General features: G+C 61.4%; 22 protein-coding genes and 1 rRNA gene. 8 read left to right on the forward strand and 15 right to left on the reverse strand.

The features are described from left to right. Window positions 1-38: 38 nt before the first annotated feature. Genes DNK10_RS24885 through DNK10_RS24895 form a run of 3 tightly spaced genes read right to left on the reverse strand, consistent with a single transcriptional unit; the run spans window position 39 to window position 5,778 of the window. Window positions 39-1,481, reverse strand: coding sequence for an AdeC/AdeK/OprM family multidrug efflux complex outer membrane factor (locus tag DNK10_RS24885; protein ID WP_131193400.1), 1,443 nt, complete (start codon window positions 1,479-1,481; stop codon window positions 39-41). Then, window positions 1,478-4,621, reverse strand: coding sequence for an efflux RND transporter permease subunit (locus DNK10_RS24890; RefSeq protein ID WP_131193401.1), 3,144 nt, complete (start codon window positions 4,619-4,621; stop codon window positions 1,478-1,480). Before DNK10_RS24890 ends, DNK10_RS24885 begins: the two co-directional genes overlap by 4 nt. A 14-nt stretch (window positions 4,622-4,635) precedes the next feature. Beyond that, complete coding sequence (locus DNK10_RS24895; protein ID WP_165493700.1) at window positions 4,636-5,778, reverse strand: efflux RND transporter periplasmic adaptor subunit; 1,143 nt, start codon at window positions 5,776-5,778, stop codon at window positions 4,636-4,638. 209 nt (window positions 5,779-5,987) lie between these two features. On the opposite strand from DNK10_RS24895, the gene DNK10_RS24900 reads away from it, so the two are divergent. Together DNK10_RS24900 and DNK10_RS24905 are read left to right on the forward strand one after the other, a co-directional pair. Next, window positions 5,988-6,623 (forward strand): TetR family transcriptional regulator, encoded by a 636-nt coding sequence (locus tag DNK10_RS24900; protein WP_131182122.1) that lies wholly within the window; start codon window positions 5,988-5,990, stop codon window positions 6,621-6,623. Window positions 6,624-6,678: 55 nt separating this feature from the next. Further along, the gene (locus DNK10_RS24905; RefSeq protein ID WP_131182121.1) at window positions 6,679-7,152 is read left to right on the forward strand and encodes an LEA/WHy family protein; all 474 of its coding nucleotides are present in this window, start codon (window positions 6,679-6,681) and stop codon (window positions 7,150-7,152) included. Window positions 7,153-7,161: 9 nt separating this feature from the next. On the opposite strand, the gene DNK10_RS24910 is transcribed toward DNK10_RS24905, so the two are convergent. After that, window positions 7,162-8,055: a YihY/virulence factor BrkB family protein gene (locus DNK10_RS24910; RefSeq protein WP_131182120.1), complete on the reverse strand. Its 894-nt coding sequence runs from the start codon at window positions 8,053-8,055 to the stop codon at window positions 7,162-7,164. A gap of 270 nt (window positions 8,056-8,325) precedes the next feature. Between DNK10_RS24910 and DNK10_RS24915 the strand changes: the two genes are divergently transcribed. Then, window positions 8,326-8,667, forward strand: coding sequence for a zinc ribbon domain-containing protein YjdM (locus DNK10_RS24915; RefSeq protein WP_131182119.1), 342 nt, complete (start codon window positions 8,326-8,328; stop codon window positions 8,665-8,667). A 37-nt stretch (window positions 8,668-8,704) separates the two neighbouring features. On the opposite strand, the gene DNK10_RS24920 is transcribed toward DNK10_RS24915, so the two are convergent. Then, window positions 8,705-9,403, reverse strand: a complete 699-nt coding sequence (locus DNK10_RS24920) for a hypothetical protein (protein WP_341869472.1) — start codon at window positions 9,401-9,403, stop codon at window positions 8,705-8,707. Window positions 9,404-9,811: 408 nt separating this feature from the next. Here DNK10_RS24920 and DNK10_RS24925 point away from each other — a divergent pair, with 408 nt between their 5' ends. After that, entirely contained in the window at window positions 9,812-10,729 is a 918-nt protein-coding gene (locus tag DNK10_RS24925) for an ABC transporter substrate-binding protein (RefSeq protein WP_165496036.1), read from the forward strand. A gap of 86 nt (window positions 10,730-10,815) precedes the next feature. Here DNK10_RS24925 and DNK10_RS24930 read toward each other — a convergent pair whose 3' ends face one another. Then, window positions 10,816-11,736 carry a DMT family transporter gene (locus DNK10_RS24930; RefSeq protein WP_131193403.1) on the reverse strand — a complete coding sequence of 307 codons (921 nt, stop codon included), beginning with the start codon at window positions 11,734-11,736 and terminating at the stop codon, window positions 10,816-10,818. Window positions 11,737-11,738: 2 nt separating this feature from the next. Continuing rightward, a complete protein-coding gene (gene can, locus DNK10_RS24935; RefSeq protein ID WP_131193404.1) occupies window positions 11,739-12,380 on the reverse strand; it encodes a carbonate dehydratase in 642 nt (213 codons plus the stop codon). Between the two features lie 156 nt (window positions 12,381-12,536). Between can and DNK10_RS24940 the strand changes: the two genes are divergently transcribed. Further along, entirely contained in the window at window positions 12,537-12,785 is a 249-nt protein-coding gene (locus DNK10_RS24940; RefSeq protein WP_131193405.1) for a hypothetical protein, read from the forward strand. A gap of 1 nt (window position 12,786) precedes the next feature. Here the strand turns inward: DNK10_RS24940 and rimI are convergent, their stop codons facing one another. The 4 genes from rimI to DNK10_RS24960 all read right to left on the reverse strand — a co-directional run bounded on the left by rimI (window position 12,787) and on the right by DNK10_RS24960 (window position 16,749). Further along, a complete protein-coding gene (gene rimI, locus DNK10_RS24945; protein ID WP_131193406.1) occupies window positions 12,787-13,239 on the reverse strand; it encodes a ribosomal protein S18-alanine N-acetyltransferase in 453 nt (150 codons plus the stop codon). Further along, window positions 13,236-14,039 (reverse strand): energy transducer TonB, encoded by an 804-nt coding sequence (locus DNK10_RS24950; protein WP_131193407.1) that lies wholly within the window; start codon window positions 14,037-14,039, stop codon window positions 13,236-13,238. Before DNK10_RS24950 ends, rimI begins: the two co-directional genes overlap by 4 nt. A 140-nt stretch (window positions 14,040-14,179) precedes the next feature. Continuing rightward, complete coding sequence (locus tag DNK10_RS24955; protein ID WP_131182112.1) at window positions 14,180-15,424, reverse strand: saccharopine dehydrogenase family protein; 1,245 nt, start codon at window positions 15,422-15,424, stop codon at window positions 14,180-14,182. 227 nt (window positions 15,425-15,651) lie between these two features. Continuing rightward, window positions 15,652-16,749 (reverse strand): carboxynorspermidine decarboxylase, encoded by a 1,098-nt coding sequence (locus DNK10_RS24960; protein ID WP_131193408.1) that lies wholly within the window; start codon window positions 16,747-16,749, stop codon window positions 15,652-15,654. Window positions 16,750-17,046: 297 nt separating this feature from the next. On the opposite strand from DNK10_RS24960, the gene mksB reads away from it, so the two are divergent. From mksB to mksF, 3 genes are all read left to right on the forward strand, one after another. After that, entirely contained in the window at window positions 17,047-18,291 is a 1,245-nt protein-coding gene (gene mksB, locus DNK10_RS24965) for an Mks condensin complex protein MksB (protein ID WP_131182110.1), read from the forward strand. A 180-nt stretch (window positions 18,292-18,471) separates the two neighbouring features. Continuing rightward, window positions 18,472-19,167, forward strand: coding sequence for an Mks condensin complex protein MksE (mksE, locus tag DNK10_RS24970; protein WP_131182109.1), 696 nt, complete (start codon window positions 18,472-18,474; stop codon window positions 19,165-19,167). After that, a complete protein-coding gene (gene mksF, locus DNK10_RS24975) occupies window positions 19,164-21,998 on the forward strand; it encodes an Mks condensin complex protein MksF (RefSeq protein ID WP_131193409.1) in 2,835 nt (944 codons plus the stop codon). Before mksE ends, mksF begins: the two co-directional genes overlap by 4 nt. 56 nt (window positions 21,999-22,054) lie before the next feature. Here mksF and DNK10_RS24980 read toward each other — a convergent pair whose 3' ends face one another. The 4 genes from DNK10_RS24980 to rrf form a co-directional block, all read right to left on the reverse strand. Continuing rightward, the gene (locus DNK10_RS24980; RefSeq protein WP_131193410.1) at window positions 22,055-24,352 is read right to left on the reverse strand and encodes a PqiB family protein; all 2,298 of its coding nucleotides are present in this window, start codon (window positions 24,350-24,352) and stop codon (window positions 22,055-22,057) included. After that, window positions 24,345-24,968: a paraquat-inducible protein A gene (locus DNK10_RS24985; protein WP_131182106.1), complete on the reverse strand. Its 624-nt coding sequence runs from the start codon at window positions 24,966-24,968 to the stop codon at window positions 24,345-24,347. The genes DNK10_RS24980 and DNK10_RS24985 overlap by 8 nt, the downstream gene beginning before the upstream one ends. After that, the gene (locus tag DNK10_RS24990) at window positions 24,955-25,614 is read right to left on the reverse strand and encodes a paraquat-inducible protein A (protein ID WP_131193411.1); all 660 of its coding nucleotides are present in this window, start codon (window positions 25,612-25,614) and stop codon (window positions 24,955-24,957) included. The genes DNK10_RS24985 and DNK10_RS24990 overlap by 14 nt, the downstream gene beginning before the upstream one ends. A gap of 345 nt (window positions 25,615-25,959) precedes the next feature. Continuing rightward, window positions 25,960-26,075, reverse strand: a 5S ribosomal RNA gene (rrf, locus tag DNK10_RS24995). Window positions 26,076-26,081: the final 6 nt, after the last annotated feature.

The raw sequence follows: 26,081 nt of genomic DNA on the forward strand, positions 1-26,081 counted from the left end.
CGGAAATCCGGGGCTTTTTTTGGCCTGAACGAAGTGGCTCAGGATTGCGGTGCGCGGGCCGCGGTCTGGGTACGTTCGTTCCAGCCACCACCAAGTGCCTTGTACAGGTTGATCTCGCTGGTGAGCTGCGACAGACGCACACCGATCAGTTCCTGCTGTGCGCTGAACAGCTGACGCTGAGCATCGAGCAGGGTCAGATAGCTGTCCACGCCGGTACGGAAGCGGCGGTCGGCGAGGTTGTAGTAGCTCTCCGAGGTTTCCACCAGGCTGCGCTGAGCCTGCAGTTGCTCTCCGTAGGTGCCACGAGCAGCCAGGCCATCGGCGACCTCCTGGAAGGCGGTCTGCACCGCTTTCTCGTAGCTCGCCACCTGGATGTTCGTCTGGATCTCGGCATAGTCGAGGTTGGCGCGCAGACGCCCGGCCGTGAAGATCGGCAGGTTGATCTGCGGCTGGAACAGCCAGGTACCCGAACCACCATCGAACAGCCCCGACAGCTGGCTGCTGGCTGTCCCGGCATTGGCGGTCAGGCTGATGCTCGGGAAGAACGCGGCACGCGCGGCACCGATGCTGGCATTGGCGGCAAGCAGTTCACGCTCGGCCTGCAGCACGTCCGGACGACGCTGCAGCAAATCGGACGGCAGACCAGCCGGGATGTCGGCCAGCAGTTGTTTGTCCAGGCCTTCACCTTGCGGCAGGTCGGCCGGCACGGCGCCGCCCAGCAGCACGCCCAGGGCGTTGCGATCCTGGGCGACCAGACGGGTGTACTGAGCCAGGTTGGCCTGAGCGGTCTGCACCGAAGTACGGGCCTGGCTCAGGGCCAGGGCGTCGGTCACGCCGACGTCGAAGCTGCGCTGAGTCAGCTCCAGGCTGCGCTGGAAGGTGCCCAGGGTGTCGCGAGTCAGACGTAGCAGTGCTTCGTCGGCCTGCAGGGTCAGGTAGGCGTTGGCCACACTGGCGATCAGGCTGATTTGCGTACTGTGCTGCGCTTCCTCGGTAGCGAAGTACTGTTGCAGGGTCTGCTCGTTGAGGCTGCGCAGACGTCCGAAGAAATCCACTTCCCAGGCATTTACGCCGACGGTGGCACTGTACTGCCCGCTGACGGTCGAGCTACCGGTCTGCGACAGGTCAGCCGGCAGGCGCTGACGCGAACCGCTGCCATCGGCCGAAATGCTGGGGAACAGCTCGGAGCGCTGGATGCGGTACTGGGCGCGGTAGGCCTCGACGTTCAGCGCTGCGACGCGCAGGTCGCGGTTGTTGTTCAGCGCGGTTTCCACCAGCCGCTGCAGCGCCGGGTCACGCAGGAATTCGCGCCAGCCAAGATCGGCCGCTGCGACCGAGCCCTGAACCGTGCTGCCCTCGTACGCCTGGCCCTGGGGCCAGGCACCTTCTACCGGCGCCTGCGGGCGCTGGTAGTCGGGGATCATGGTGCAGCCGCTGAGCACGATGCTCGCGACTGCCAGAGACAACAGGGACTGCCTCACAGGCCGGCCTCCTTCTCGTTGGTTTCTTTGGCGCTCTTGTCCTTGAACATGGAGCTGACCAGCACGTAGAACAGCGGGATCCAGAAGATCGCCAGAACCGCGGCCGTGAACATACCACCGATCACACCGGTACCGATGGCGTGCTTGCTGCCTGCCCCCGCGCCGCTGGAGACCGCCAGCGGAACCACGCCGAGGATGAACGCCAGCGAGGTCATGATGATGGGACGCAGACGCATGCGGCAAGCTTCCACTGCGGCTTCGACATGGCTCTTGCCCTGTTCGTGCAACGCCTTGGCGAATTCGACGATAAGAATCGCGTTACGCGCCGACAAACCGATGGTCGTGATCAGCCCCACCTGGAAGAACACGTCGTTCGACAGCCCACGACCCAGGGTGAACAGCAGCGCGCCGATGATACCCAGCGGAACCACGAGCATGACCGAGAACGGAATCGACCAGCTCTCGTACAGAGCCGCCAGGGCGAGGAACACTACCAGCAGGGACAGCGCATAGAGCGCTGGCGCCTGAGAACCGGAAAGGATTTCCTCGTAGGACTGCCCCGTCCAATCGAAACCGATACCTTGCGGCAGTTGGCTGGCAATCTCCTCGACCGCGGCCATGGCCTCACCCGAACTGCGGCCAGGAGCCGGCTCACCGAGGATCTCGATAGCGCTCACGCCGTTGTAGCGCGACAGCTTGGGCGAACCATATGTCCACTCACCCGAGGCGAACGCGCTGAACGGCACCATCTGGCCCTGATCGTTACGAACATGCCACTTGTCGAGATCTTCCGGGCTCATCCGCGAGGTGGTTTCACCTTGCAGATAGACGCGTTTGACCCGGCCTTTGTCGATGAAGTCATTGACGTAGCTACCACCCCAGCCGACCTGCAGGGTGCTGTTGACGTCCGACAGGGAGACACCAAGGGTGCGTACCTTCTCGTCATCAATAAGCAGCTTGTATTGCGGCTCGTCCAGCAGGCCGTTGGCGCGAACGCTAGCCAGAGCTGGGTTTTCTCGTGCCAGTTGCAGGAACTTGTCACGGGCTTCGTTCAGCGTGGCCTGACCAACGCCGGCACGATCCTGCAGGAACAGATTGAAGCCGGTGGCGTTACCCATTTCCATTACCGCTGGCGGGGCGAAGGCGAAGACCATGGCATCGCGGAACTCACCGCCGAAGAATCGGCCCTGAGCACGCTGCGCCAGATCGAACACGCTGGTGCCGGCGGCCGTACGCTCGGACCACGGTTTGAGCATGATGAATGCCATACCCGAACTCTGGCCACGGCCGGCGAAGTTGAAGCCGGTCACGGTGAATACCGAGTTGACCACATCCTTCTCGTCTTCCAGCAGGTACTTGCGCATGTCATCAACGACAGCCTGGGTACGTTCGGCGCTGGAGCCCGATGGTGTCTGCACCTGGGCGAACAGAACGCCCTGATCTTCTTCGGGCAGGAACGCCGACGGAATCAGGGTGAACAGCCAGGCCATCGCCGCGACGATTACCGCATAGATGATCAGGAACGGAGCCTTGCGCTTGATGACACTGCGTACGCCACGCTCATAGCCATTGACGCTGCGCTCAAACGTGCGGTTGAACCAGCCGAAGAATCCACGCTTCTCGTGGTGGTCGCCCTTGGCAATCGGCTTGAGCAGGGTGGCGCACAGTGCCGGTGTGAAGATCAGCGCGAGGATTACCGAAAGCACCATGGCCGAAACGATGGTGATGGAGAATTGCCGGTAGATCACCCCCACCGAGCCGCCGAAGAAGGCCATCGGCAAGAGCACTGCCGATAGCACCACGCCAATGCCCACCAACGCGCCCTGGATCTGGCCCATGGATTTACGCGTCGCTTCGAGCGGCGACAGCCCCTCTTCGCGCATCACCCGTTCGACGTTTTCGACCACCACGATGGCATCGTCCACCAACAGGCCGATGGCCAGAATCATGGCGAACATGGTCAGGGTGTTGATGCTGTAACCGAACACCGCGAGCACACCGAACGTACCCAGTAGTACCACGGGTACAGCAAGGGTCGGGATCAGGGTGGCCCGGAAGTTCTGCAGGAACAGGTACATCACCAGGAAGACCAGCACGAAGGCTTCGATCAGGGTCGTGATCACGCCGTTGATCGACTCTTGCACCACTGGCGTGGAGTCGTAAGGCATGACCACTTCCATCCCTGCCGGGAAGAAGGGCTTCAACTCGTCGATGGTGGCGCGAATCGCCTTGGCGGTATCCAGGGCGTTGGCACCCGTGGCCAGGCGGATTGCCAGACCGGAAGCGGCATTACCATTGAATTGCGCGCGAACGTTGTAGTTCTCACCGCCCAGTTCGACTCGAGCGACATCGCCGAGGCGTACCTGGGAACCATCACGATTGACCTTGAGCAGAATGTCGCGGAACTCCTGCGGCGTCTGCAGTCGGGTCTTGCCGATGATGGTGGCGTTGAGCTGCTGACCAGGCGCGGCCGGCAGACCACCGAACTGACCGGAAGATATCTGTACGTTCTGCGCTTCCACAGCAGTACGTACATCGACCGGGGTCAGTTGGAAGTTGGTGAGCTTGGCTGGATCCAGCCAGATACGCATGGCGTATTGGGCGCCGAATACCTGGAAGTCACCGACACCTGGAGTCCGCGAAATCGGATCCTGCATATTGGCGACGATGTAGTTGGAGAGATCCTGGTTGGTCATGCTGCCGTCGGTAGAAACCACGCCGATAACCAGCAGGAAGTTCCTCACCGACTTGGTAACCCGCAGCCCCTGTTGCTGAACCTCTTGAGGCAGCATCGGAGTCGCCAGCTGCAACTTGTTCTGTACCTGAACCTGGGCGATATCCGGGTTGGTGCCCTGGTTGAAGGTAACGATGATCTCCATGCTGCCATCGGAGTTACTCGCCGAGCTGATGTAGCGCAGCCCGTCGATACCGTTGAGCTGCTGCTCGATCACCTGAACCACGGTGTCCTGCACGGTCTGTGCGGAAGCACCCGGATAGTTGACCTGAATACTAACGGCCGGGGCCGCGATGCTCGGGTACTGGTTGACCGGCAACTTGAGGATGGACAGACCGCCCGCCAGCATGATCACCAGCGCGATCACCCAGGCAAAGATCGGCCTGTCGATGAAGAAATTCGACATCGTGTAATCGCTCCTTAGCGGTTGGCAGCCTGGTCGGAAGCCGACGCCTGCGGTTCAGCTACATTCTTCGCTTCGGTGGTCTTCACTTCGGCGCCTGGTTGCACGAACTGCAGACCTTCGGTGATCAGCTTGTCGCCAGGGTTCAGACCCTCGAGAACCAGCCAGCGGTTGCCGGCGGTACGCTCGGCCTTGAGCTGACGCAACTCGACCTTGTTCTCGGCATTGACCACCAGCGCGGTCGGATCACCCTTGGAATTGCGCGTCACACCTTGCTGCGGTGCGAGGATGGCTTTCTGATTGACGCCAGCGGCAAGCCGCGCGTGAACGAACATGCCCGGCAGCAGGTTATGATCCGGGTTGGGGAACACGGCACGCAGGGTTACCGAACCGGTGCCTTCATCGACCGACACTTCGGTGAATTCCAGTTTTCCTTCGTGCTCGTAGTTGCTGCCGTCTTCCAGCCGCAGTTGAACCTTGGCAGCGTTCTCGCCGGCCTTCTCCAACTGACCGCTTTCCAGTTCGCGGCGCAGGCGCAGCAGATCCTTGGTCGGCTGGGTCACGTCGACGTAGATCGGGTCGAGCTGCTGGATGGTCGCCATGGCGTTGGTCTGGCCGTTGCTGACCAGAGCCCCCTCGGTTACCGCAGAACGGCCGACACGACCAGCGATTGGCGCCAGCACCTTGGTGTAACGCACGTTGATGCGAGCCTGCTCCAGCGCAGCCTCTGCCTGCAGGCGCGCCGCCTGGGCTTCGTCGTAGGCCTGGCGGCTCACGGCCTGATCGGCGACCAGATCCTTGTAACGCTCGGCCAGAGACTTGGCCGATGCCAGTGTCGCCTGGGCGCTCTTCGAGGCCGCCTCGTAGACCGACGCATCGATCTGATACAGCTGCTGGCCGGCTTTGACTTCCGAGCCTTCCTGGAACAGGCGCTTCTGGATGATGCCATCGACCTGCGGACGCACCTCGGCAATGCGGTACGCAGCGGTACGACCCGGCAACTCGGTGGTCAGGGTGTAGGACTCGGCCTGCAGCGTAACGATACCTACGGTAGGCGCTTGCTGGGGTGGTGGCGCGGCATCTTCGCTGCAACCAGCGAGCGTCAGCGTGGCCAGAGCGATAGCGGAAACCAAAGCGGCGAAGGCTGGCTTCTTCTGCATCTGAAAGAACCTCATTGTCATATTGATTCGAGCCGCGCGGGCGGTACCTGGCAGATAGCCGAGGTGGATACTGGGAATAGAGCGCAAATATACTTACATCCGAGAATGTTTGTAAACGCATCTTTTGTGTAACACTGTGGCCTGTCCGTAACCCTGATCCAGGGTTTTCATCCACTTATCGATCTTTTCAACACGCGGAACCTGCTCAGATGGCGAGACGCACCAAAGAGGAAGCCGAAGAAACCCGAACGCACATCCTTGATGCGGCCGAGCGGGTGTTCTATGCCAAGGGCGTGTCCGGCACCTCCCTCGCGGACATCGCGGCTACGGCCGGCGTGACTCGGGGCGCTATCTACTGGCACTTTCAGAACAAGGTCGACGTATTCCAGGCCATGCTCGACCGCCTCATGTTGCCCCAGGAAGAACTGGCCCGTGCCTGCGAAAGCGAGGACGAGCCCGACCCACTGGGCAACATGCGCCAGTTGTTGGTGCAGCTACTTCTGCGCATGCACAGCGATGCTCAATGTCGCCGCGTTGGAGAAATCCTGCAATACAAATGCGAATACACCGCGGAGCTCGGCGACCTGCGCCAGCAGATGCAGGCATTCAACCAAGATTGCGATCAGCGCATTGCAAGGACGTTACGCAATGCCGTGAATCGCGGCCAACTGCCCGCCGATCTGGATTGCCAACGCGCGGCTATCTGCCTGCATGCCTACATGGATGGCATTCAGGCCCACTGGCTGCTCAACCCCGAAGCCTACGATCTCGGCGCCCATGCCCATGCCATGGTGGAAGCGATGATCGATATGCTGCTGTATAGCCAGGCCTTGCGCACAGCCTGAGCCGAAAGCCGCCGCCCGCGGTCACAATTGCATGATCGACCGTCGGAGAAATGCCATGCGCCTCGCAGGATCACTGCGTCACCTGACCATTGTGCTGCTGATATCGGCCCTCACCGCCTGCGCCACGCTGGCACCGCGCGACCCGCTGCAGATCGACCTGGTCGGTCTGGAACCGCTACCCGGCGAGGGGCTGGAAATGCGTTTTGCAGTGAAGCTGCGGGTACAGAACCCCAACGAGAGCGCCATCGACTTCAATGGCGTGTCGCTGCAGCTGGATATAAACGATCAGCCTCTGGCACGCGGCGTCAGCGACCAGAGCGGCCAGGTACCGCGCTTCGGCGAAACCGTGATCAGCGTGCCAGTGACCATTTCCGCCTACTCGGTATTTCGCCAGGCCTGGGGCGCCAGCGGCTATCAGCCCGGCCAGAGTTTGCCGTATCAGCTACGCGGCAAACTCGCCGATGGCCTGTTCGGCACTCGCCGCTTCAGCGACAGCGGGCAACTGACCTGGCCACCAGCGCAGCCCTGAGAGTGCGGGTCACCGGGCAGGATCAGCGTCTGGCTCGACCTCTTTTTCGCCCGGCTCCTTGCCCTCTTGCGAATAATGCTCGATGACGGCATTGAGCTCGGCGCCAAACAACAGCACCGCGCAAGAGATGTACAGGTACAACAGGAACACGATGATCGCCCCGATGCTGCCATAGGTGGCGTTGTAGTTGGCGAAGTTCTGCGCGTAATAGGCAAAGCCGAGCGATGCACCGATCCACACCACCACGGCCAGCACCGAACCCGGCGTGATGAAGCGGAAGCGCTGTTCAACGTCCGGTGCCACGAAGTACACCACCGCCACCACGACCATCAGCAGGAACACCGCTATCGGCCAGCGTAGCCAGTTCCACAGAGTCACCACGATCTGCTCGATGCCGATCTGTTGCGCCAGCCAGCTCATTACCTGCGGACCGAGCACCATCAGCGCCGCCGCCGTGAGGAGTGCTGCTGCAATGCCGACGGTGTAGAGAAGCGACAAGGGGATGCGCTTCCAGGGTTTGCGGCCCTCTTTAACGCCGTAGGCCTTGTTCATCGCATCCATGGCCGAGCGCACTGCCGATGAGGCCGTCCACAGCGCCACCACGATACCGATCGAGAACAGACCGGCCTTCTGGGTCTGCAACTGATCGATGACCGGATTGACCAGCTCGACCGTGGATTGTGGCAGCACCAGTTCGGCCTGCTGTCGCAACCAGTCGAAGAACGGCTGCATATCCAGCAGGCTGATCAGCGCGACCAGGAACAACAGAAAGGGAAACAGCGAGAAGAACATCTGGAAAGCCAGAGCCGACGCGTAGGTAGGTAATTCGTCCTCGATGAAATCGTTCACCGTGGTCTTCATCACCTGGAACAGGCTGACACCCTGCAACTTGGGTAAAAACATAGCGCCTCCACTGGCTATGACGGGCCGCCCGTTCGCGCCCCGGTGAATCATCGGTAGATGCAGTGCCCGATCCCAGATCAGGCGGCTGCTATCGGTTGGAGGTACCGAACCCGACATGAGTTCGGGTTATCCACACCCACACCGTACAACGGGCAATAGTTGTCAGGTTATTCCATGACCAACACCGCCCTGATGCAGCGATCCCCTGACAACCGTTAAACCCTATATAATCTACGGCCTTTTTATTAATGGTCTCAGAAGGATCCCCCCGTGAGCGCGCTGCCACCCTGCCCCGCCTGCAACTCCGAATACACCTACGAAGACGGCTCCCTGCTGATTTGCCCGGAATGTGCCCACGAATGGTCGCCCAACGCCAACGAAGCGGTCGGCGACGACGCCAAGGTGATCAAGGATTCAGTCGGTAACGTACTGCAGGACGGCGACACCATCACCGTGATCAAGGATCTCAAGGTCAAGGGTTCGTCGCTGGTGGTCAAGGTCGGCACCAAGGTCAAGGGCATTCGCCTGGTCGACGGTGATCACGACATCGACTGCAAGATCGACGGCATCGGTGCGATGAAGCTCAAGTCCGAGTTCGTCAGAAAGGTCTGATCGCTGCAACAGCTCGCCGGTTTCAGGTGGCGAGCTGTTACTGCACCGGCAGAAAATTGAGAAACAGCAGGCTGTGGGCGTAATTCACGCCGATACGCCGGTAACGCTCGTCGAGCACATCACTCAGATAATCCAGGCGCGCGACGATCTTGCCGAACTCCACGGCGAAGCTCAGGTTGCGGCCTTGCTCGGATATCTCGTTGGACAGCAGCAACGGATTGCCCTGGGCATCACGTCGGGTCGCCAGCATCCAGGTGGCCTTCTCGATATTGCGCGCGGCGTTGTGCACGAACTGGGCGTCGATCGAATCGGTGAGATAGAACTGGGTACGCCCTCCATGGGCGGTCACCAGCATGCTGCCGATGGCATAGATGAAGGCGCCAACCCGGTCACCTTCAAATTCGGCGCTCAGCGCATAGCTGAGCGCGACGATATCCTGCCGGCCGGCCAATGATGGCGGCGGCTGCCTCGCCTCGATGGCCTGTTGCACCGCACGCTGGGTAGCCTCGCGGTCGCCCAGGCCACTCTTGCGCCATTCCCGTGGGTTACGCTGGTAGAGCTTTTCCATCAGGCGATAGAGGCTGTTGAGGTTATTGCGCATGCCGATGGTGGCGAGGCGGTCGGAATGGGTCTGGAACAGTTCGCCGGGGTTGGCGGGAGAGCTGTTGCTGAGAAAAGCCCGGTTGTCCTGGTCGCGGGCGCAACCACTCAGGCAGAGCGCCAGCGTCAGCAACATCAGTCCGTTCCAGCGGACACCGCGACGAGGCACGAAAGACGCCGTCAGCAGGGTGACGGCGCATGATCTGAGAGTTCGAGAGGTAGCCGAGTAATCCATTAACTCACGATTCATCCGTCTACAGATGGCATAACACTAGCATCCGAATTGCCTTTGCGCCCATGACAACGTCACGTTTGCGTGGGCACCAGCCACGGACATAGACCCCGTATCACCGAACAAAGTTTTCCACAGCCCGAAATTAGCCCTACGAAGGCCGTAGTTACGGGCTTTGCCGTCCTGGTCTGGCAACGTTTGCAATCTTTACCCGTTGAGAAAGTTTCTCGATCAGCATCGAGTGCTATGTTCCCCGACCTGAGGATTTCGGCACGTCAGCCGCGACCCATCACAACAAGGAGCATCATTCAGGTGAAGAAGGTCACTCTGCTTACCCTGCTGGCACTGGCAATCGCCGGTTGCAGCCACAATACCCAGCAACAGCCGGGCACCGTCAGCATCGCCCAGGCCGACGGGCAGGTCGAAGTCGTTCACGATCCAAAGCGGGTCGTCACCTTCGATTACGGCAGTTACGACAGCCTGATTGCCCTGGGCGTTGGCGACCGCGTTATAGCGACTCCCGCCAGTGTGCCGCCATATCTGGCGGACAAGAGCGGTGATCTTCGCGACGCCGGGGGCATGAAGACACCGGATGTGGACACCGTGCGCAGCCTGCAACCGGAGTTGATCCTGGTCACCGGGCGCCAGGGCGAAAGCCGCGCCGCACTGCAGCAGATCGCCCCGACCCTGGATATGGGTATCGCCGCTGACGACTACTTCACGGGTGTGGCCCATAACGTCAACCTGCTCGGGCAGATCTTCGGCAAGTCCGCCGAAGCGAAGCAGGCGCTTGCCACGCTGCACGACAAAGCCGAAAAGACCCGCCAGATCGTCGCCTCGTCGGGCAAGCGCACCTTGGTGCTGACCCATAACGATGGCCGCTTCTCGCCTACCGAACAACCAGTGATCTATTCGCTGCTGCAGGCGCCGCGCACCCTGCCCGCCCCCGAACCGCAAGCGCCCGACGCCCCCCGCCAGCGCCCACAGCCGCTGACGGCAGAGGACATCGCAGCCGCCAGCCCGGACGTGATCTTTATCATCGACCGCAGCGCCGCCATCGGTGCCACACCTCTGGATGTCGCCACGCTGGCGAACTCGCAGCTGGCCAGCACACCGGCCGCCCAGGCCAAGCGCATCGTCTATCTGGATCCACCACTGTGGTACCTGTCCGGCGGCGGCCTGCAAAGCCTGGATCTGCAGATCGACCAGGTGCTGGCTGCTTATCGTTGAGCAGGTTGGTGGCGTGTAAAGGTGGATGACAAGAGCGTCAGCTACGCGCCCCGATCCACCCTACGCTTCCTACTTGGTGGGCTGCTTCAGCCCACCGCTTGCTGCGACCGCCTCGGCAACGTCGCCAGCAGCAGGCCGGCAAAGATCATCGCGCCACCCGTCCAGTGGAATATCTGCAGCGCCTCGCCCAGCAGGATCCAGCCAAGAATCGCGGTGAACACCGGCATCAGGTAATTGCCCATGGCTGCCGTCGATGCACCGAGCACTTTCACTCCGTGGTTCCAGCCGAGATAGGCCAGCAGCGAAGCGAATACCGCGGTGTAGGCGATGGCGGCCAGGTTGGCAGGGGTCGCCAGCACCTGAGCACCGGTGGAGAGTTCGTAGAGGTATAGCGGCAGGATCAGCGGCACGCCCAGCAGCATGAAGATGCCAAGCAGCGCCAGCGGCGGGATCGGCGCCAGGTACGACGACCAGCGCCGCAGCAATACGGTGTAGAGCGCCCAGTCGATCACCGCCAGCAGCATGATCAGGTCACCGCGATTGAATGCCAACCCGGCCAGTATCTGCCAGTCGCCACGGCTGATCAGCACCAGCAGACCCAATACCGCCAAGCCCATTCCCCACCAGGCTCGGCGTGCCGGCCACTCGCCCAGCAACAGCCCGGCACAGATGAAAGTCATCAACGGGATGCAGGTATTGACCAGAGTAATGTTGATCGCCGCAGTGGTTTGCGCCGCGCTGTACAGGAAGGTGTTGTAACCGGCGATGCCGAACGCGGCGATGACCAGCAGGCGCCAGCCGGCATGCCGCAATGCGGCGCGATGACGCCACAGCGGCAGCGCCACGAACGGCAGCACGATTATCAAAGCCAGGCTCCAGCGCCAGAATGCCAGGGCAAACGGCGGAATCTCACCCGCGAAGGCGCGCGCCACCAATGCATTGCCGGCCCAGCACAGTACGGCCACAAGAACACCGGCAATCGCCAGCTGGCGTGAGGATCCACTCATTTTCATGACTGCGGTGGGCGCAGGCGGTACTGCTCGGGCAGTTGCTCGGCACCACTGACGGTAACGCCGAGATCCTTCCAGCGACCATCTTTCAAACCATAGATGCAGCCATGCACCGACAGTTGCTGACCACGGTGCCAGGCGTTCTGCACGATGCTGGTGTGGCTGACGTTGCCCACCTGCTTCATCACGTTCAGTTCGCAAAGGCGGTCGACACGCGCCTCTTCGTCCGCAAGAGCGGCCAGGTGCTCGTGCTGCTCGTAGTAGATGTCCCGAATATTGCGCAGCCAGCCATCGATCAGACCGAATTGCACATCGTGCATGGCCGCCCGCACACCACCGCAGCCGTAATGACCGGTGACCAGGATATGCCTGACCTTGAGCACATCGACGGCGAACTGGATCACCGACAGGCAGTTGAGATCCGTATGCAGCACGACGTTGGCCACATTACGGTGCACGAACAACTCACCGGGCAGCAGCCCGACGATGTCGTTGGCCGGCACCCGGGCATCCGAACAGCCGATCCACAAATACTCCGGCGTCTGCTGGCGAGCCAGGCGGGGAAAGAAGTCCGGGTCGTTCTGGGTGATGGTTTCAGCCCAGCGCTCATTGTTATCGAACAGGTGCTTCAGGTCGCTCATGCCTGTGGCTCGCGAAAGGATCGATGTGCACCATACGGATGCATCGCCCTTTTTGACAAGACGATTTCCACTCAACCTCACGCTTCACGGGCTGGAGCATGACGTACGAAACGCTGAATCGTTCAGTCGCCAAGGCCGACGGTTCTGGAGTTCGTCATGGCTGACAAAACGCCGGAAACCACCGGGCAGCAGGTCATCGATAACCTGAGAGAGCCGTCCGTTCTTCTTCATGATGTGGTGAAGGCGTTTTCGCCCAAGGGCCAGCCCGAAGCCGGCCTCACCCGCGACGGTACGCCCGTCGATCGCACAGTCGATAGCCGTGATGGCGACGAGCAGGCACCACTATTGTCGAATGAATACGCTTTGAACCTGGTCGACGGAGAGCGCCGTCAGGCACGCCGCTGACTCATTCGACCAACGTGCAAGCCATCACCAGGGCGTCTTCACGGCCCCCCGGCGCCGGATAGTAATCACGTCGCCGGCCGATTTCATTGAAGCCGTAGCGCTCGTACAGACGGTAAGCGGCCTGATTGCTGGAGCGCACTTCGAGAAAGCACTCGCCAGCCTTGAGCTGAGCGGCGCGTAACATCAGTTGCTCCAGCAAGCGCAAGCCCAACCCGCGACCCTGGCTTTCCGGTTTGACGGTGATATTGAGCAGATGGGCCTCGTCGATGATCACGTTGATCACCCCATGGCCGACCTGCTGGCTGCCTTCGAACATCAGCCACACTTCGTAAGACTTCAGGCTGTCGAGAAAGATGCCGCGTGTCCACGGGTGGCTGAAGGCCGCGTACTCGATCTTCAGCACCGCATCGATATCCGCCTCGGTCGCCCGGCGGAAGGAAATCGCGTCACTCATGCCGACGCCTCCAACCAGCGCCGCCTAACCCGTTGCATCGCCTGCCACAGCTCACGTTTGCGCTGTGGCTCATCCATCAACAGCTCCAGGCCGGGGAGCGCCCAGGCGGCACCCAGCTCTTCGACCTGCAGCTCGCGGTTGTAGGCATCGCCATCCGCGTCGCCCGCGAAGCGAATAGCCGGCAAGCCGATCAGCCACAGGCAGACGCAGGGCTCCTGCTCTTCCAGTCGCGCACCGATGAAACTCTGCACGAAGTCCAACGCTGCTTGCGGCCCCTGATCCATATTGCCGCGCACCAGCAGCGGCCAGCGTACCGGCTCGCCGATGATCTGTGGGCTGTCCGGCAGGCCGGCGGCGCGCAACAGATCCTTGAGCAGCAGGTAGGCCGGATCGCGGCTCTGAAAAGGCTCGCCAGTCGGCAGCTCGACCAGCAGCGCACAACTTCCGGCGCGCAACAGCTGCAGGGCGAAACGTGGCGGCGGGGCCGGGCGCTCACGAGGTGGCGGCGCACTGACTTCGGCAATCGCTACGGGCTCATTGGTTCTGATTGCGGAGCCGGGCTTGGGCACCTCGATGCGTGGCCGCTCGCGAACCACCTCGTTGCCTGCCGGAACGACCACAGGCTCCGGTGGCTTCGCCAGTGCCTGGGGTGGCGCGACAACTTCAGGCTCCGGCTCTGGCTCGAAGGAAACCAGCAACTCGGGCCGCGAAGGCGCTGCGAAAGGCAATTCGACACGGGGCAGCCAACTGGCCACTTGCATGGCATCCAGATAGGCGCGGCGTCGCAGCTCGGTGTTCAAACGTCAGGTACCCGGTACTTCGATTTTCAAGGGCGCTGATTGTCGCGTGAATCGTCTGCTGCGGGTAGCCCCAATGTCCAACCAATGCCCAAAGAAAAAGGATCGCCGAGGCGATCCTTTTTTCGTTCATCGGGCTAGGCTCAAAGCGCCTGATCCCAGGGGCGATCGCCGTGCTCATCCTTGATGCGCGTCGGCAGGCCCATCACGTCCAGCGCCTTGAGGAACGGCTCGGCTGGCAGCTCCTCGACGTTGACCATGCGCTGCACGTCCCACTCGCCACGGGCGACCAGCAGGGCAGCTGCCACGGGTGGTACGCCCGCGGTGTAGGAGATGCCCTGACTGTCGGTCTCGGCGTAGGCTTCTTCGTGGTCGGCGACGTTGTAGATGAAGACTTCGCGCGGCTGGCCATCCTTGCTGCCTTTGACCAGATCGCCGATGCAGGTCTTGCCGGTATAACCCGGCGCCAGCGAGGCGGGATCGGGCAGCACGGCCTTGACCACTTTCAGCGGCACGACCTCGAGGCCTTCGGCAGTCCTGACCGGTTGCTCGGAGAGCAGGCCAAGGTTCTTCAGTACGGTGAACACGTTGATGTAGTGCTCGCCGAAACTCATCCAGAAACGCACATTCGGCACGTTCAGGTTCTTGGAAATAGAGTGCACTTCATCGTGGCCGGTCAGGTACAGGTTCTGCTCGCCGACGACGGGCAGATCATCGGTACGCTTGACCTCGAACATGCTGTTGGTCGTCCACTGGCTGTTCTGCCAGCTGTAGACCTGCCCGGTGAACTCGCGGAAATTGATCTCCGGATCGAAATTGGTGGCGAAATACTTGCCGTGGGAGCCGGCATTGACGTCGAGAATGTCGATCGAATCAATGCGGTCGAAATGCTGTTGCTGGGCCAGCGCCGCATAGGCATTGACCACACCCGGGTCGAAGCCCACGCCGAGAATGGCGGTGACGTTCTTCTGCTGGCATTCCTCGAGGTGTTTCCACTCGTAGTTGCCATACCAGGGCGGCGTTTCGCAGATCTTGCCCGGTTCTTCGTGAATGGCGGTGTCCAGGTAGGCAGCGCCGGTATCGATGCAGGCACGCAGCACCGACATGTTGAGGAAGGCGGAACCGACGTTGATGACGATCTGCGATTCCGTCTCGCGGATCAGCGTCCTGGTCGCTTCGATATCCAGTGCGTCAAGCGCGAATGCCTTGATCTCGGCCGCCTGTTTCAGGCTGCCCTTGGCATGCACGCTGTCGATGATGGCCTGGCATTTGGAGATGTTCCGTGACGCAATGGCAATACGACCGAGTTCGTCGTTGTGCTGCGCACACTTGTGGGCCACCACCTTGGCGACACCTCCTGCACCAATGATAAGAACGTTCTTCTTCAATTGTTTCACCTCCTGAGTACTGCATTTCTATGACAGTTGCTGCGTTATCAAGAACCGGCTCACGAGAATCAGGCTTGTTCCATCCCGACATCGATGGCCGGAGCAAGGCGCAAGCAGACGTAGGGTGGATGACGCTCTTTTCATCCACCATTGCGATTGCAGAGCGGTGGACGGATAAAGCGTCGTCCACCCTACGGCAGGCCGCTCCCGCCTTATAGCTGCCGCCTCTACGACAGGCTCGACAGGTAGTCTTCAAAACCAAACTCACGAACCACCTCGACGCTACCGTCGAGTTGTTTCACTACGATGGACGGCATTTTCAGGCCGTTGAACCAGTTTTTCTTGACCATGGTGTAGCCCGCCGCATCGACGAACGACAGCCGATCGCCAATGGCCAGTGGACGATCGAACTGGTACTCACCGAAGATGTCTCCGGCCAGGCACGACTTGCCGCACACCATATAGGTGTGTTCGCCTTCGCTGGGCGCCAGCTTGGCATTGAGACGGTAGATCAGCAGATCGAGCATGTGCGCTTCGATGGAGCTGTCGACCACGGCCAGGTGCTTGCCGTTGTACAGGGTGTCGAGCACGGTGACTTCCAGCGATGCGCTCTGGGTGATGGCCGCCTCGCCAGGCTCCAGGTAGACCTGCACGCCGTATTTCTCGGAGAAGGCCTTGAGCCGCGCGCAGAACGCGTCCAGCGCATAGCCTTCGCCGGTGAAATGAATGCCGCCGCCGAGACTGACCCATTCGACCTTGTGCAGCAGGTGACCGAAGCGCTCTTCGATATGACCGAGCATCTGGTCGAACAGGCTGAAATCGCCGTTCTCGCAGTTGTTGTGGAACATGAAGCCGGAGATCTGCCCGATGACGGCTTCGATCTTCACCGGATCCCACTCGCCCAGGCGACTGAACGGGCGCGCCGGGTCGGCCAGCAGATAGTCCGAACTGCTCACCTGCGGGTTCACCCGAAGGCCACGCACCTTGCCAACGGACGCCTCGGCGAAGCGCTCCAACTGGCCGATGGAGTTAAAGATGATCTTGTCGCAGTTTTCCAGCATCTCCTCGATCTCGTCGTCGGCCCAGGCCACGCTGTAGGCGTGGGTCTCGCCGGCGAACTTCTGGCGACCGAGCTTGAGCTCGTAGAGCGAGGATGACGTGGTGCCGTCCATGTACTGCTGCATCAGGTCGAACACCGACCAGGTGGCGAAGCACTTGAGGGCCAGCAGCGCCTTGGCACCGGAGTGTTCACGCACGTAGGCGATCTTCTCCATGTTGCCCAGCAGCTTCTGTTTGTCGATGAGGTAGTACGGCGTTTTGATCATTGCGCAGTCCGTAATAAAGGTCGGCCAACAGGAGCCCGCCAGCCTCCTGAAAAAAGCGGACGCGAATTGTGCCGACAACCGACGCATATCGAAAGTCCATTGAGCATATTTTGTCCATTTGCGGATATTTCGGGCCGCGAGCCGGACACGCGATGATCGGTCGATCCGCCGCAAAGCATGCCCACCCGCCATGACGACCGCGTGACAAGCTCTCGTGATGCGCAGCGTGTCACTTAGAGCTTGGCGCCGCTTTCCCGTACAATTGGCGTTTTTTCGAAATCGAGCGACAGCCCCGCGATGATCGACCCCAAACGCGTATTGCGCGCCCTTGCCGAGCACTGGGCGCTGCTCGAACCGCTCTGCGAACGCTTCGATGCCGGCACCCTGAGCCTGGTGGAGTTGCGCAACCAGCTCACCGCTCAGTTGCCGCCGCAAAGCACGCCCGTGGATGTGACCGCCCTGCTCGATCAGTGGATCCGCCTGGACATCCTGGTGCCCGTGGCCAAGAGCCCCAACCGCTTCGAGCTGAACGCGCAGATCCATGACTTTCTCGCCTACCTGCGCCGCGAGCACCGTCTCGGTCTGTGCCTGGAAATCGAAGCCTACCTGCGCCATCTCGAGCGCCTGGCCGGCTATATCCAGGACGCCTTCGAGATTCGCGACGGCAACGACCTGGCCCGCCAGTTGCGCCTGCTCGACATGCGTGTGCGCGATGTTCTGAAGAAGCTCGGCAACGATGAGCAGGCGCTGATGGGCGTGGCCGAACGGGCCAAGACCAGCGACCGGCAGATTCCCCTGCGTCAGCGTTACGCCGAAGTGCTGGCCACCTGGGATGAATACGTCGAGCCGATGATCCAACTGGTCGCCGCCGACGGTGCCTTCGAGCAGGGTGTACGCCGCGTCGAGCAGGTGTTGCTCAAACTGCTCGGCGAACAGCAGCGCCTCGGCCAACTGGTCGACGACGACCTGCTGCTGCGCACTCACGCGCGCATCCTGGAAATGCAGACCACAGCCCAGCTGACACTGCGCAAGGCCCGCGAGCTCCTGCTACCGCTGCGTGAAGAGGCACGCCGACACAACGCCGTGACGCGTGGCGCAGCCCTGGCCCTGTCGGTGATCCGCAAGAAAGGCATCGATGCCGTCCCCCAGGCTGCCATGCCACTGTTCTCTCGGCCGCAGAGCAATTTCCTCGGCAGCGCGTCCCAGGTCGAGGCCTATGTCTACGCCCTGGCCCGCTTCGAGGCCAAGCCCAACCACTTCCCCAAGGCCAGCGGCAAGCGCAAGGGCGACAGCCCGCGTGCGCCGAAGACCGCCCGGGAAATGATCGAACGTTGCGAGCAGGCCCTGCCGCTGCCGGATCTGATGGTCTGGCTACTGGAGCAGGAGCCCGAAGGCGCCACCGACGAACTGCTCTACTGGTTCTCGCGCCTGTCCCGGGAAAGCCGCTTCCAGCGCGATCGCCTGGAGCGCCGCCAGTACCTGACCCGCGAACACGAGGTGAGCCTGAGCTCCTTCGCACTGGTGGGCCGCCCCAATGCCTGAGTGCTGCGTAGAGTGGACAACGCTTTTTTTGTCCACCTTGGCGACCGCCGGGCGGTGGACGGATGAAGCGACGTCCACCCTACCCCAGAGCGGCACGTGGGCAACGCGCTATTTATCCACCATCGGCCACCACGAATCATCCGCTGCAGCCTGGGCTCCAGCTGCCAACGAGCATCGCATATGAATATCGACCTGAAAGAAATGACCCAGCTCGCGGCCATCTTCCGCGAACTGTTCAAGGGCTATCACCTGTCGCGCAGCGAGCCCGAATGCTACGCCCAGCTCTCCACCATGCAGGATCAGTATCGCGCCCTGTTCAGGGCGATGGGCTTCGAACTGGTGTGTGACCCGCGCGGCTTCTACTACTTCGTGCCGGAGCAGGCTGCCGCCCAGGTCAACAAGACCGCCCAGCGTCTGGCGCTGTTCACCTTCATCATGGTCGAACACCTCGCCGACCAGGGCCGCGACCCGCTGTCGGTACTCGACGGAGGCAGCATCGGCCGCGATGAATTGCCGGCCCTGCTCGACAAGTACCGCGACCTGTTCCAGCAGGCCGAAGTCACCACCCACGAAGAACTCGAAGACAAGATCATCCGCCGTCTGACCCAGCTCGGTTTCGCCGAGGACAGCAACGGCGTATACCGTTTTCTGCCACCGATGCATCGCTTTCTCGACGTCTGCCTGTCGGTGCAGCACGACCGCGACCTGGCGGCCAGCCTGCACAGCACGGAGCTGTCGTTGCCGGCGCCGGTGCTGATCGACGATGACAGTGGTGACCCGATCATCACCCTCGACGATACCGTCGAAGAATCCGAGGAAGAGGCCATGGCACGTGCCCTGGCCGAAGAGCGCGCCGCACAGGAGCAAGACGCATGACCCAGGAACGCTACGGCATCCGCCGCTTCGCGCTGCTCAATACCGCCGGCTATAGCCTCGGCCTGTTCCCGCTGGAGAACCCGCTGTCGGTGTATGGCGCCAACAACCTCGGCAAATCCGCATCGATCAACGCCTTGCAGTTTCCGATCCTGGCACGCATGTCGGACATGAGCTTCGGCAAGTACAGCCTGGAGCAGTCGCGCAAGTTCTACTTCGCCACCGACACCAGCTACATCCTCGTCGAAGTCGCCCTGCCCCACGGCCCACACGTGATCGGCGTGGCCGGGCGCGGGCCGGGTGGCGGCTTCGGCCACCAGTTCTTCGCCTACGCAGGCGAACTGGATCTGGATCACTACCAGCAGGGTGGTACCTGCCTGCGTCAGCGCGAGCTGTTCAAGAACCTCGGCCAGGCCGGTATCACCGCCTATGAGCTGAAGCCGGACGAACTGCGTCGCCTGCTGGTCGGCGGACACACCAGCATTCCGCTGGATCTGACCCTGATTCCGCTGCGTTCGACCAGCGAGCAGAGCCTGAAGACCTTCCGCGCGCTGTTTATCAACCTTCTCCATATGAGAGAGATCACCGCGGCGAAACTGAAGCAGCTGTTCCTCGATGCCTTCGAGCACAGCCTGCGTTCCGGCAGCGTCGACTACATCGCCGCCACCGAAGAAGCCTTCCGTGATGTGCGCCGCATGGAGCAGGACTATCAGGCCCTGGTCACCGCCGGCCCGCTGATCGAGGCCCTGGCTTCGGGCGTCACCCAGCGCGAAAACCTGCGCGGCAAGCTGCATCGCCTGTCGCCGCTGCTCGACTCGCTGCTCGGCACCTGGCACGACTACGCCGATGCCCGCAAGGAAGAGCTGGTGATTCAGGCCGAGCACTACCGCAACGAGCAGGACGGCCTGCAGAACGATCAGCGTGGCGGCACCCAGGAACTGATGCGCATGGAGCGCGAGATCAGCGAGATCCAGCGCTGGCTCGGCGAACTGGCGGTACTGAAGAACCGCTTCGCCCTGGTCGATGACGTCAAAGTGCTGGAAGCCCAGCTGCTTGCCGCCAAGGACGCCCACGATGAATTGGCCGGCGCCCTGGCTCAGTCCCGACAATTCTCCAGCGAAGACCTGGACGAGCGTCTGCGCGATCTGGAAAAACGCCTCAAGTCGGTCAAGCAGCAGCTCGACCACGCCGACAACAACAGCTATTCGCGCCTGCGTGAAGAATTCTCCCAGGCCGACGTCGATCGCCTGATGCGCCTGTTCAACGGCCAGCTGTTCAGCCTGCCGCTGGGCGAGAAAGGCATTCAGCTCGACGACGGCGACGTGTGGGTCAAATCCCTGGAAGCCATTCTCGACGGCTTCAAGGGCGAGCGCTTTCAGGTGCCCGGCCTGGATATCGACCTGTCGCACATCGAGCCGCCGGCCCTGCAGGCCCTGGCCGACCGCGCCGCCCTGCGCGACCAGAAGGATCGCCTCGACCGCGAATACAAGCAGCTCAAGACCCAGCAATCGGTCGCCGCCGACCGCGCCGCCAGCAAGGCCCGGGCCGAGCAGCTGTATCAGGCCGTGCTCGATGCCCAGAAGGCGCTGGAAGACTTCCGCCGCAGCCAGACGCTGACAGCCGAGGAAGGCAGCAAGCTGGAGAAGCTCGCGCAACTGGAAGCCGCCCAGGACGAACTCAAGCGCGCCAGTGATGCCTTCACCGAGCGCGTCCAGCAGCTATCCGCCAAGCTGCAACTGGTCGGCCGTCAGATCGCCGACCTGGAGGCAAAGGAACGCACGCTGGAAGATGCCCTACGCCGTCGCCAGTTGCTGCCCGCCGACCTGCCCTTCGGCACGCCGTACATGGAACCGGTCGACGACTCGTTGGACAACCTGCTGCCGTTGCTCAATGACTATCAGGACACCTGGCAGGGTCTGCAGCGCATCGACGGGCAGATCGAGGCGCTGTACGCCCAGGTGCGTCTCAAGGGCGTCGCCAAGTTCGACAGCGAAGACGACATGGAGCGCCGCCTGAAGCTGCTGGTCAACGCCTACGCTCACCGCCAGGACGAAGCACTGACCCTGGCCAAGGCACGCCGAGCGGCGGTGACGGACATTGCGCGGACATTGCGCAATATCCGCAGCGACTACGACAACCTCGAACACCAGTTGGCGCTGTTCAACCGCGAGATCAACAAGCGTCAGGTTTCCAACCTCTCGAGCTTCCGCATCGTCCTCGCACCGAACAAGGACGCCCTGCGACATATCGATCAGATCATTCACAGCGCTGGCCAGTACGAAGAAGGCGAAACCCTGTCGGTGTTCGACCTCAGTCAGTCCAGCGAACAGGATGCCAAGAACGAGGAGGCCAAGGAGTACCTGGCGCGCCTGGTCGCCGCCAACGGCAACCAGCTGGGCCTCAAGGATCTGTTCGAACTGGCCTTCGAGATCACCAAGGTGCACGGCCAGCCGGTGATCCACACCGATATCGATGGCGCCGCTTCCAACGGCACCACGATGACCATCAAGGCGCTGACCAACATGTATCTGTTACTGCACCTGATGGATCGCGATCAGGCCGGTCGTGTACGCCTGCCCTACTACCTCGACGAGGCGGCGGACATCGATGAGCGCAACCAGCAGGCGCTGATCGAAACCAGCCTGCAACTGGGCTTCGTGCCGATTCTCGCCTCGGTAAAACCCCAGGTATCGGCCACCGTGGCCATCGACCTGGAAGGTGGCAGCGGGCCGAACGGCATCTATATCGACGAAGCGGACTGGAAGTACATCAAGCGCCGCGAGCAAGTCGAAGCACCGGCAAGCAGCGAGCAGGATGCGGCCGAGCCGGCCTGATATCGCTGTACAACGCAAAAGGGCCGCATTAGCGGCCCTTTTCGTTTTCGGTCACATCATTTGGGTAGGCTTATTTTGGGTGCCCACTCCAGCCATTGCGGTTGCGACTCATCGAACAGCGCGAAGGTCTGCCCGGCTCTGGCCGTGTTGCTGTCACCCTCCGGAGTGGCAAAGGCAACGCCGCCAGCGATCAGGGTTTCCAGAGACTCGGTACGTACCGTCATGCCCTTGAACAAGCCAACATCAATACCGAAACCCGAGCTGTTCCAGAAACGGCTGCCGGTTTTCACCAACCCGGCATAACGCGGCTCGATAAGCACCTGAATCAGCACCCGATCCGCCGTGGCGCCCAGCTCGTAACCCGTTACCTTACCGACCTGAATTTCCCGGTAGGTAACCGGCGCACCGGCCTTCAAAGAACCACGTCGCGCGGCACTCAGCACCAAGCGCAGGCCAGGCTCTTCGGCGACCTGCTCAGGCGGCTGCTCCAGCGCGACGAATTCGCTCTGCCGACCATTGCCCTGGTTCGAAGGCAATACTTCGATGTATTGACCACCGATCAGCGTATCGAGGTTGGCAGCACCGGCAAGACTCAGCTCAGGCTTGACCACCCAGAAGCGCGAACCGGGTCGCAACACCTGCTGCGCCGCCGTGGTGATTCGACCATGCAGCATTACCGCCTGCAAATCGTCGGTCAGCTCGACACGCTCGATCTTGCCGATCTGCAGTCCCTTGAAGCGAATCTCGGTGCCGGGAGACAGACCGTCACCACGCGCCACGCGGATGCTCAGCACATCACCGTGCTGCATCGCCGCATCGCGGTCGGCATACAGGTTGAAACGCTGCACCCGCTTGGCTTCGGCCGGCGCTTTCAGGTCGTCGGTTTCAAAAGCGATGCCACCGGCCATCAGGGTCTGCAGGGATTCGCTCTTGACCTCGATACCGGACAAGCCGCCCTTGAGGGTTATGCCGCTGACATTCCAGAAGCGCGTGGTGCGATTCACCAGCCCGGCGTATTCCGGCTCGATGTGCACACCGAGCACCACCTGCTTGTTGTCCCTTGCCAGCTGAAAGCTCTGCACCGTGCCCACCTTCATCTGCCGATAGAGGATGGGGCTGCCCACATCCACTGAACCGAGGGTGTCGCTGAACAGCACCAGGTGCAGGCCTTCGGCACCGAGATCCAATGGTGGCGCCTTGGCCCGGGCAACGAATTCACGACGCGGCGTTCCCCCCAGTTCACCGGGGCGAATGGCGATGTAGTTGCCTTTGACCAGCGCTTCCAGACCGGTGATACCTGCCAGGGAGATCGACGGTTTGACCACCCAGAACTGGCTATCTTCGACCAGATAATCCTCGGCCAGTGGATCCATGGCCAATTCGGCCGTGGCACTTTTCAGATCCGGATCGACCTTCAGGACTTTCAACGTTCCCGCCTGGATACCTTTGTACATGACAGGCGTGCGCCCGGCCTGCAGGCCCTCGAAGTCGGTCAGCTTGACCACCGCCTTGATACCCGCTTGCGCGGCATCGAAGTCTTCGTAGAGCCGGAACGGCTTGCTCGGGTCGGTAGGCGGACTGTCCTTACGATGCTCGGGCGTGGCGAAGGCGATACCACCGGCAACGATGCTGGCCAGGGATTCGCTGCGGAATTTAACGCCGGAGAAATTAGCGTCGACGCTGATGCCGCTGGCATTCCAGAAACGCGTATGTTTGCGCACGAGATCGGCATAGGCGGGCTCGATGAATACCTTCACATCGACCGAAGTCTGATCATCGGCAAGCTCATAGCTTTTCACCCGACCGACCTGGATCTGCTTGTAGAACACCGGGCTGTCACGGTTCAGCGAGCCAAGTCGCTCGGCCTTGAGTGTCAGGTGCAGGCCGGGTTGCTCATCCGATAAGGGCGGCGCCTGAGGCAGCGCCTGGAAATCATAGGTCGGCTCGCCGTTCCCTGGACTGACAGCGATGTAGTTCCCGGAGACCAGCGTCTCCAGCCCGGTGATACCGGCCAGGCTCACACTCGGCTTGACCAGCCAGAAGCGCGTGCCGGAACGCAGCTGGTACTCGACGTCCTTGCTCATCTCCAGCGTGGCGATCACCCCGCGCTGCTTCTCGCTCTGATCCAAAGCCAGGCCAGTGACCTTGCCGATCGACATGCCCTTGTAGACCACCTCGGTCTTGCCCGCCTCGATCCCTTCGCCGCTAGCGAATACCACCTGGATCTCGATGCCCGCCTCACTGTAGGCACGCCAACCCAGCCAGCCACCGATCAGCAGCGCGATCAGCGGCAGCACCCATATCGCAGACCAGTTGGAGGCCGGACGCGTCCTGGCCGTGGGCAGATCATTCATGGTCGTCATCCGATTCCGTGTTATCCCAAATCAAGCGAGGGTCGAAGGTCAGCGCTGCCAGCATGGTCAGGATCACCACACTGGCGAAAGCCACCGCTCCCATTCCTGGCTCGACGCTCGCCAGGCTGCCGAATCTGACCACTGCCACGAGAATGGCGATGACGAAGATATCCAGCATGGACCAGCGGCCGATCCATTCGATGAAGCGGTACATCAAAATTCGTTGGCGAGCCGACATCGGCTGATGGCGCTGCACCGAATAAAGCAGCAGACCAATGCCGACCAGCTTGAAGGTCGGCACCACGATACTGGCGATAAACACCACCGCCGCAATCGGCAACATGCCATGACCGACCAGAGTGATGACGCCAGACATGATGGTGTCCGGCTGGCCCTTGCCGAGGGAATTGACCGTCATGATCGGCAGTATGTTCGCGGGAATATAGAGAATGGCCGCGGTGAGCAGCAGCGCCCAGGTACGCATCAGACTGTTGGGCTGGCGCGGGTGTATCCGCCCTCCGCAGCGCGAACAGAACTGTCGCTTCAGCTCAGGCTGGTGGCGGTTGAGTTGATGGCATTCGTGGCAGATCAGCAGCCCGGCATCAATGGCGCGCACTGACATCCTCCCCCGCCAGGGCTTCCCAGATCTGATGGGGCGACATAGTCACCTCCAGCCAGACCTGCACCAGTAGCAGCGCAATGAAACAGAGCAACCCGAAACCCAGAGAAAGCGCGGCGATATCGGCCAATTTGACGATGGAAACCAGAATACCCATCAGATAGACCTCGAGCATGCCCCATTCACGCATGTGGTGATAGATGCGATACAGCAGCAATCCATAGCCACGGCCGAGCTTCAGGCTGATGCTCAATAGCACCAGTAACTGACAGAGAAGCTTGAGCAGCGGTACTGCCATGCTGCACAGAAACACCACAACGGCGATGCTCTGCATACCGCTGTCATACAGCCCGAGCACACCGCTCCAGACCGTATCCTGAGTGGTTTGCCCCAGCAGATTCAAATGCATGATCGGCAGGAAATTCGCAGGGACGTACAACAGAAGCGCCGCCAGCACCAACGCCAGGCTCCGGCGTACCACCTGGTGCCGATGGTTATACAGCTCGTAGCCGCACCGCGAGCATTCCACACGTTCACCATCACTGATGTGTGGCTTGCGCATCAGCAGGTCACACTCATGGCATGCGACCAGCTCCGTCAGAGGTACTTCAGCGAACGACTGCTGCTCGGCCGACTCGGGCATGGATGGAATTCTCGAAAGGATCGAACCATTCTAAACGAGACCCCGGTAGCTACGCACAGTTATGCCGATTATTTCCGCTTGCAAACATTTCCCGGGCATCACTTAGCTCAACACCGGGCTACGTTTGTTGCGTGTCAGGTCGGACGCGCCTTTGTAGGAGCTGCGGGGGCGCCTAGCCTTGCCGGCGATGCTCTTGAACCGCGGCCCGCCGGCAAGCCGGCTCCGACGTGCGACCTGTAGCTTGCCCGCACACCCTCGCTCGCCCCCTGCCTGCCTGCGGCCTTTTTCCCGTGCCGAAAAGACGAAACCCCAGACCTCTGTCGAGATCTGGGGTTTCTTATAGAAGCTTGACGATGACCTACTCTCACATGGGGAGACCCCACACTACCATCGGCGATGCATTGTTTCACTACTGAGTTCGGGATGGGATCAGGTGGTTCCAACGCTCTATGGTCGTCAAGCAATCC

Source organism: Phytopseudomonas daroniae (assembly GCF_004327275.1).
Lineage (GTDB): Bacteria > Pseudomonadota > Gammaproteobacteria > Pseudomonadales > Pseudomonadaceae > Aquipseudomonas > Aquipseudomonas daroniae.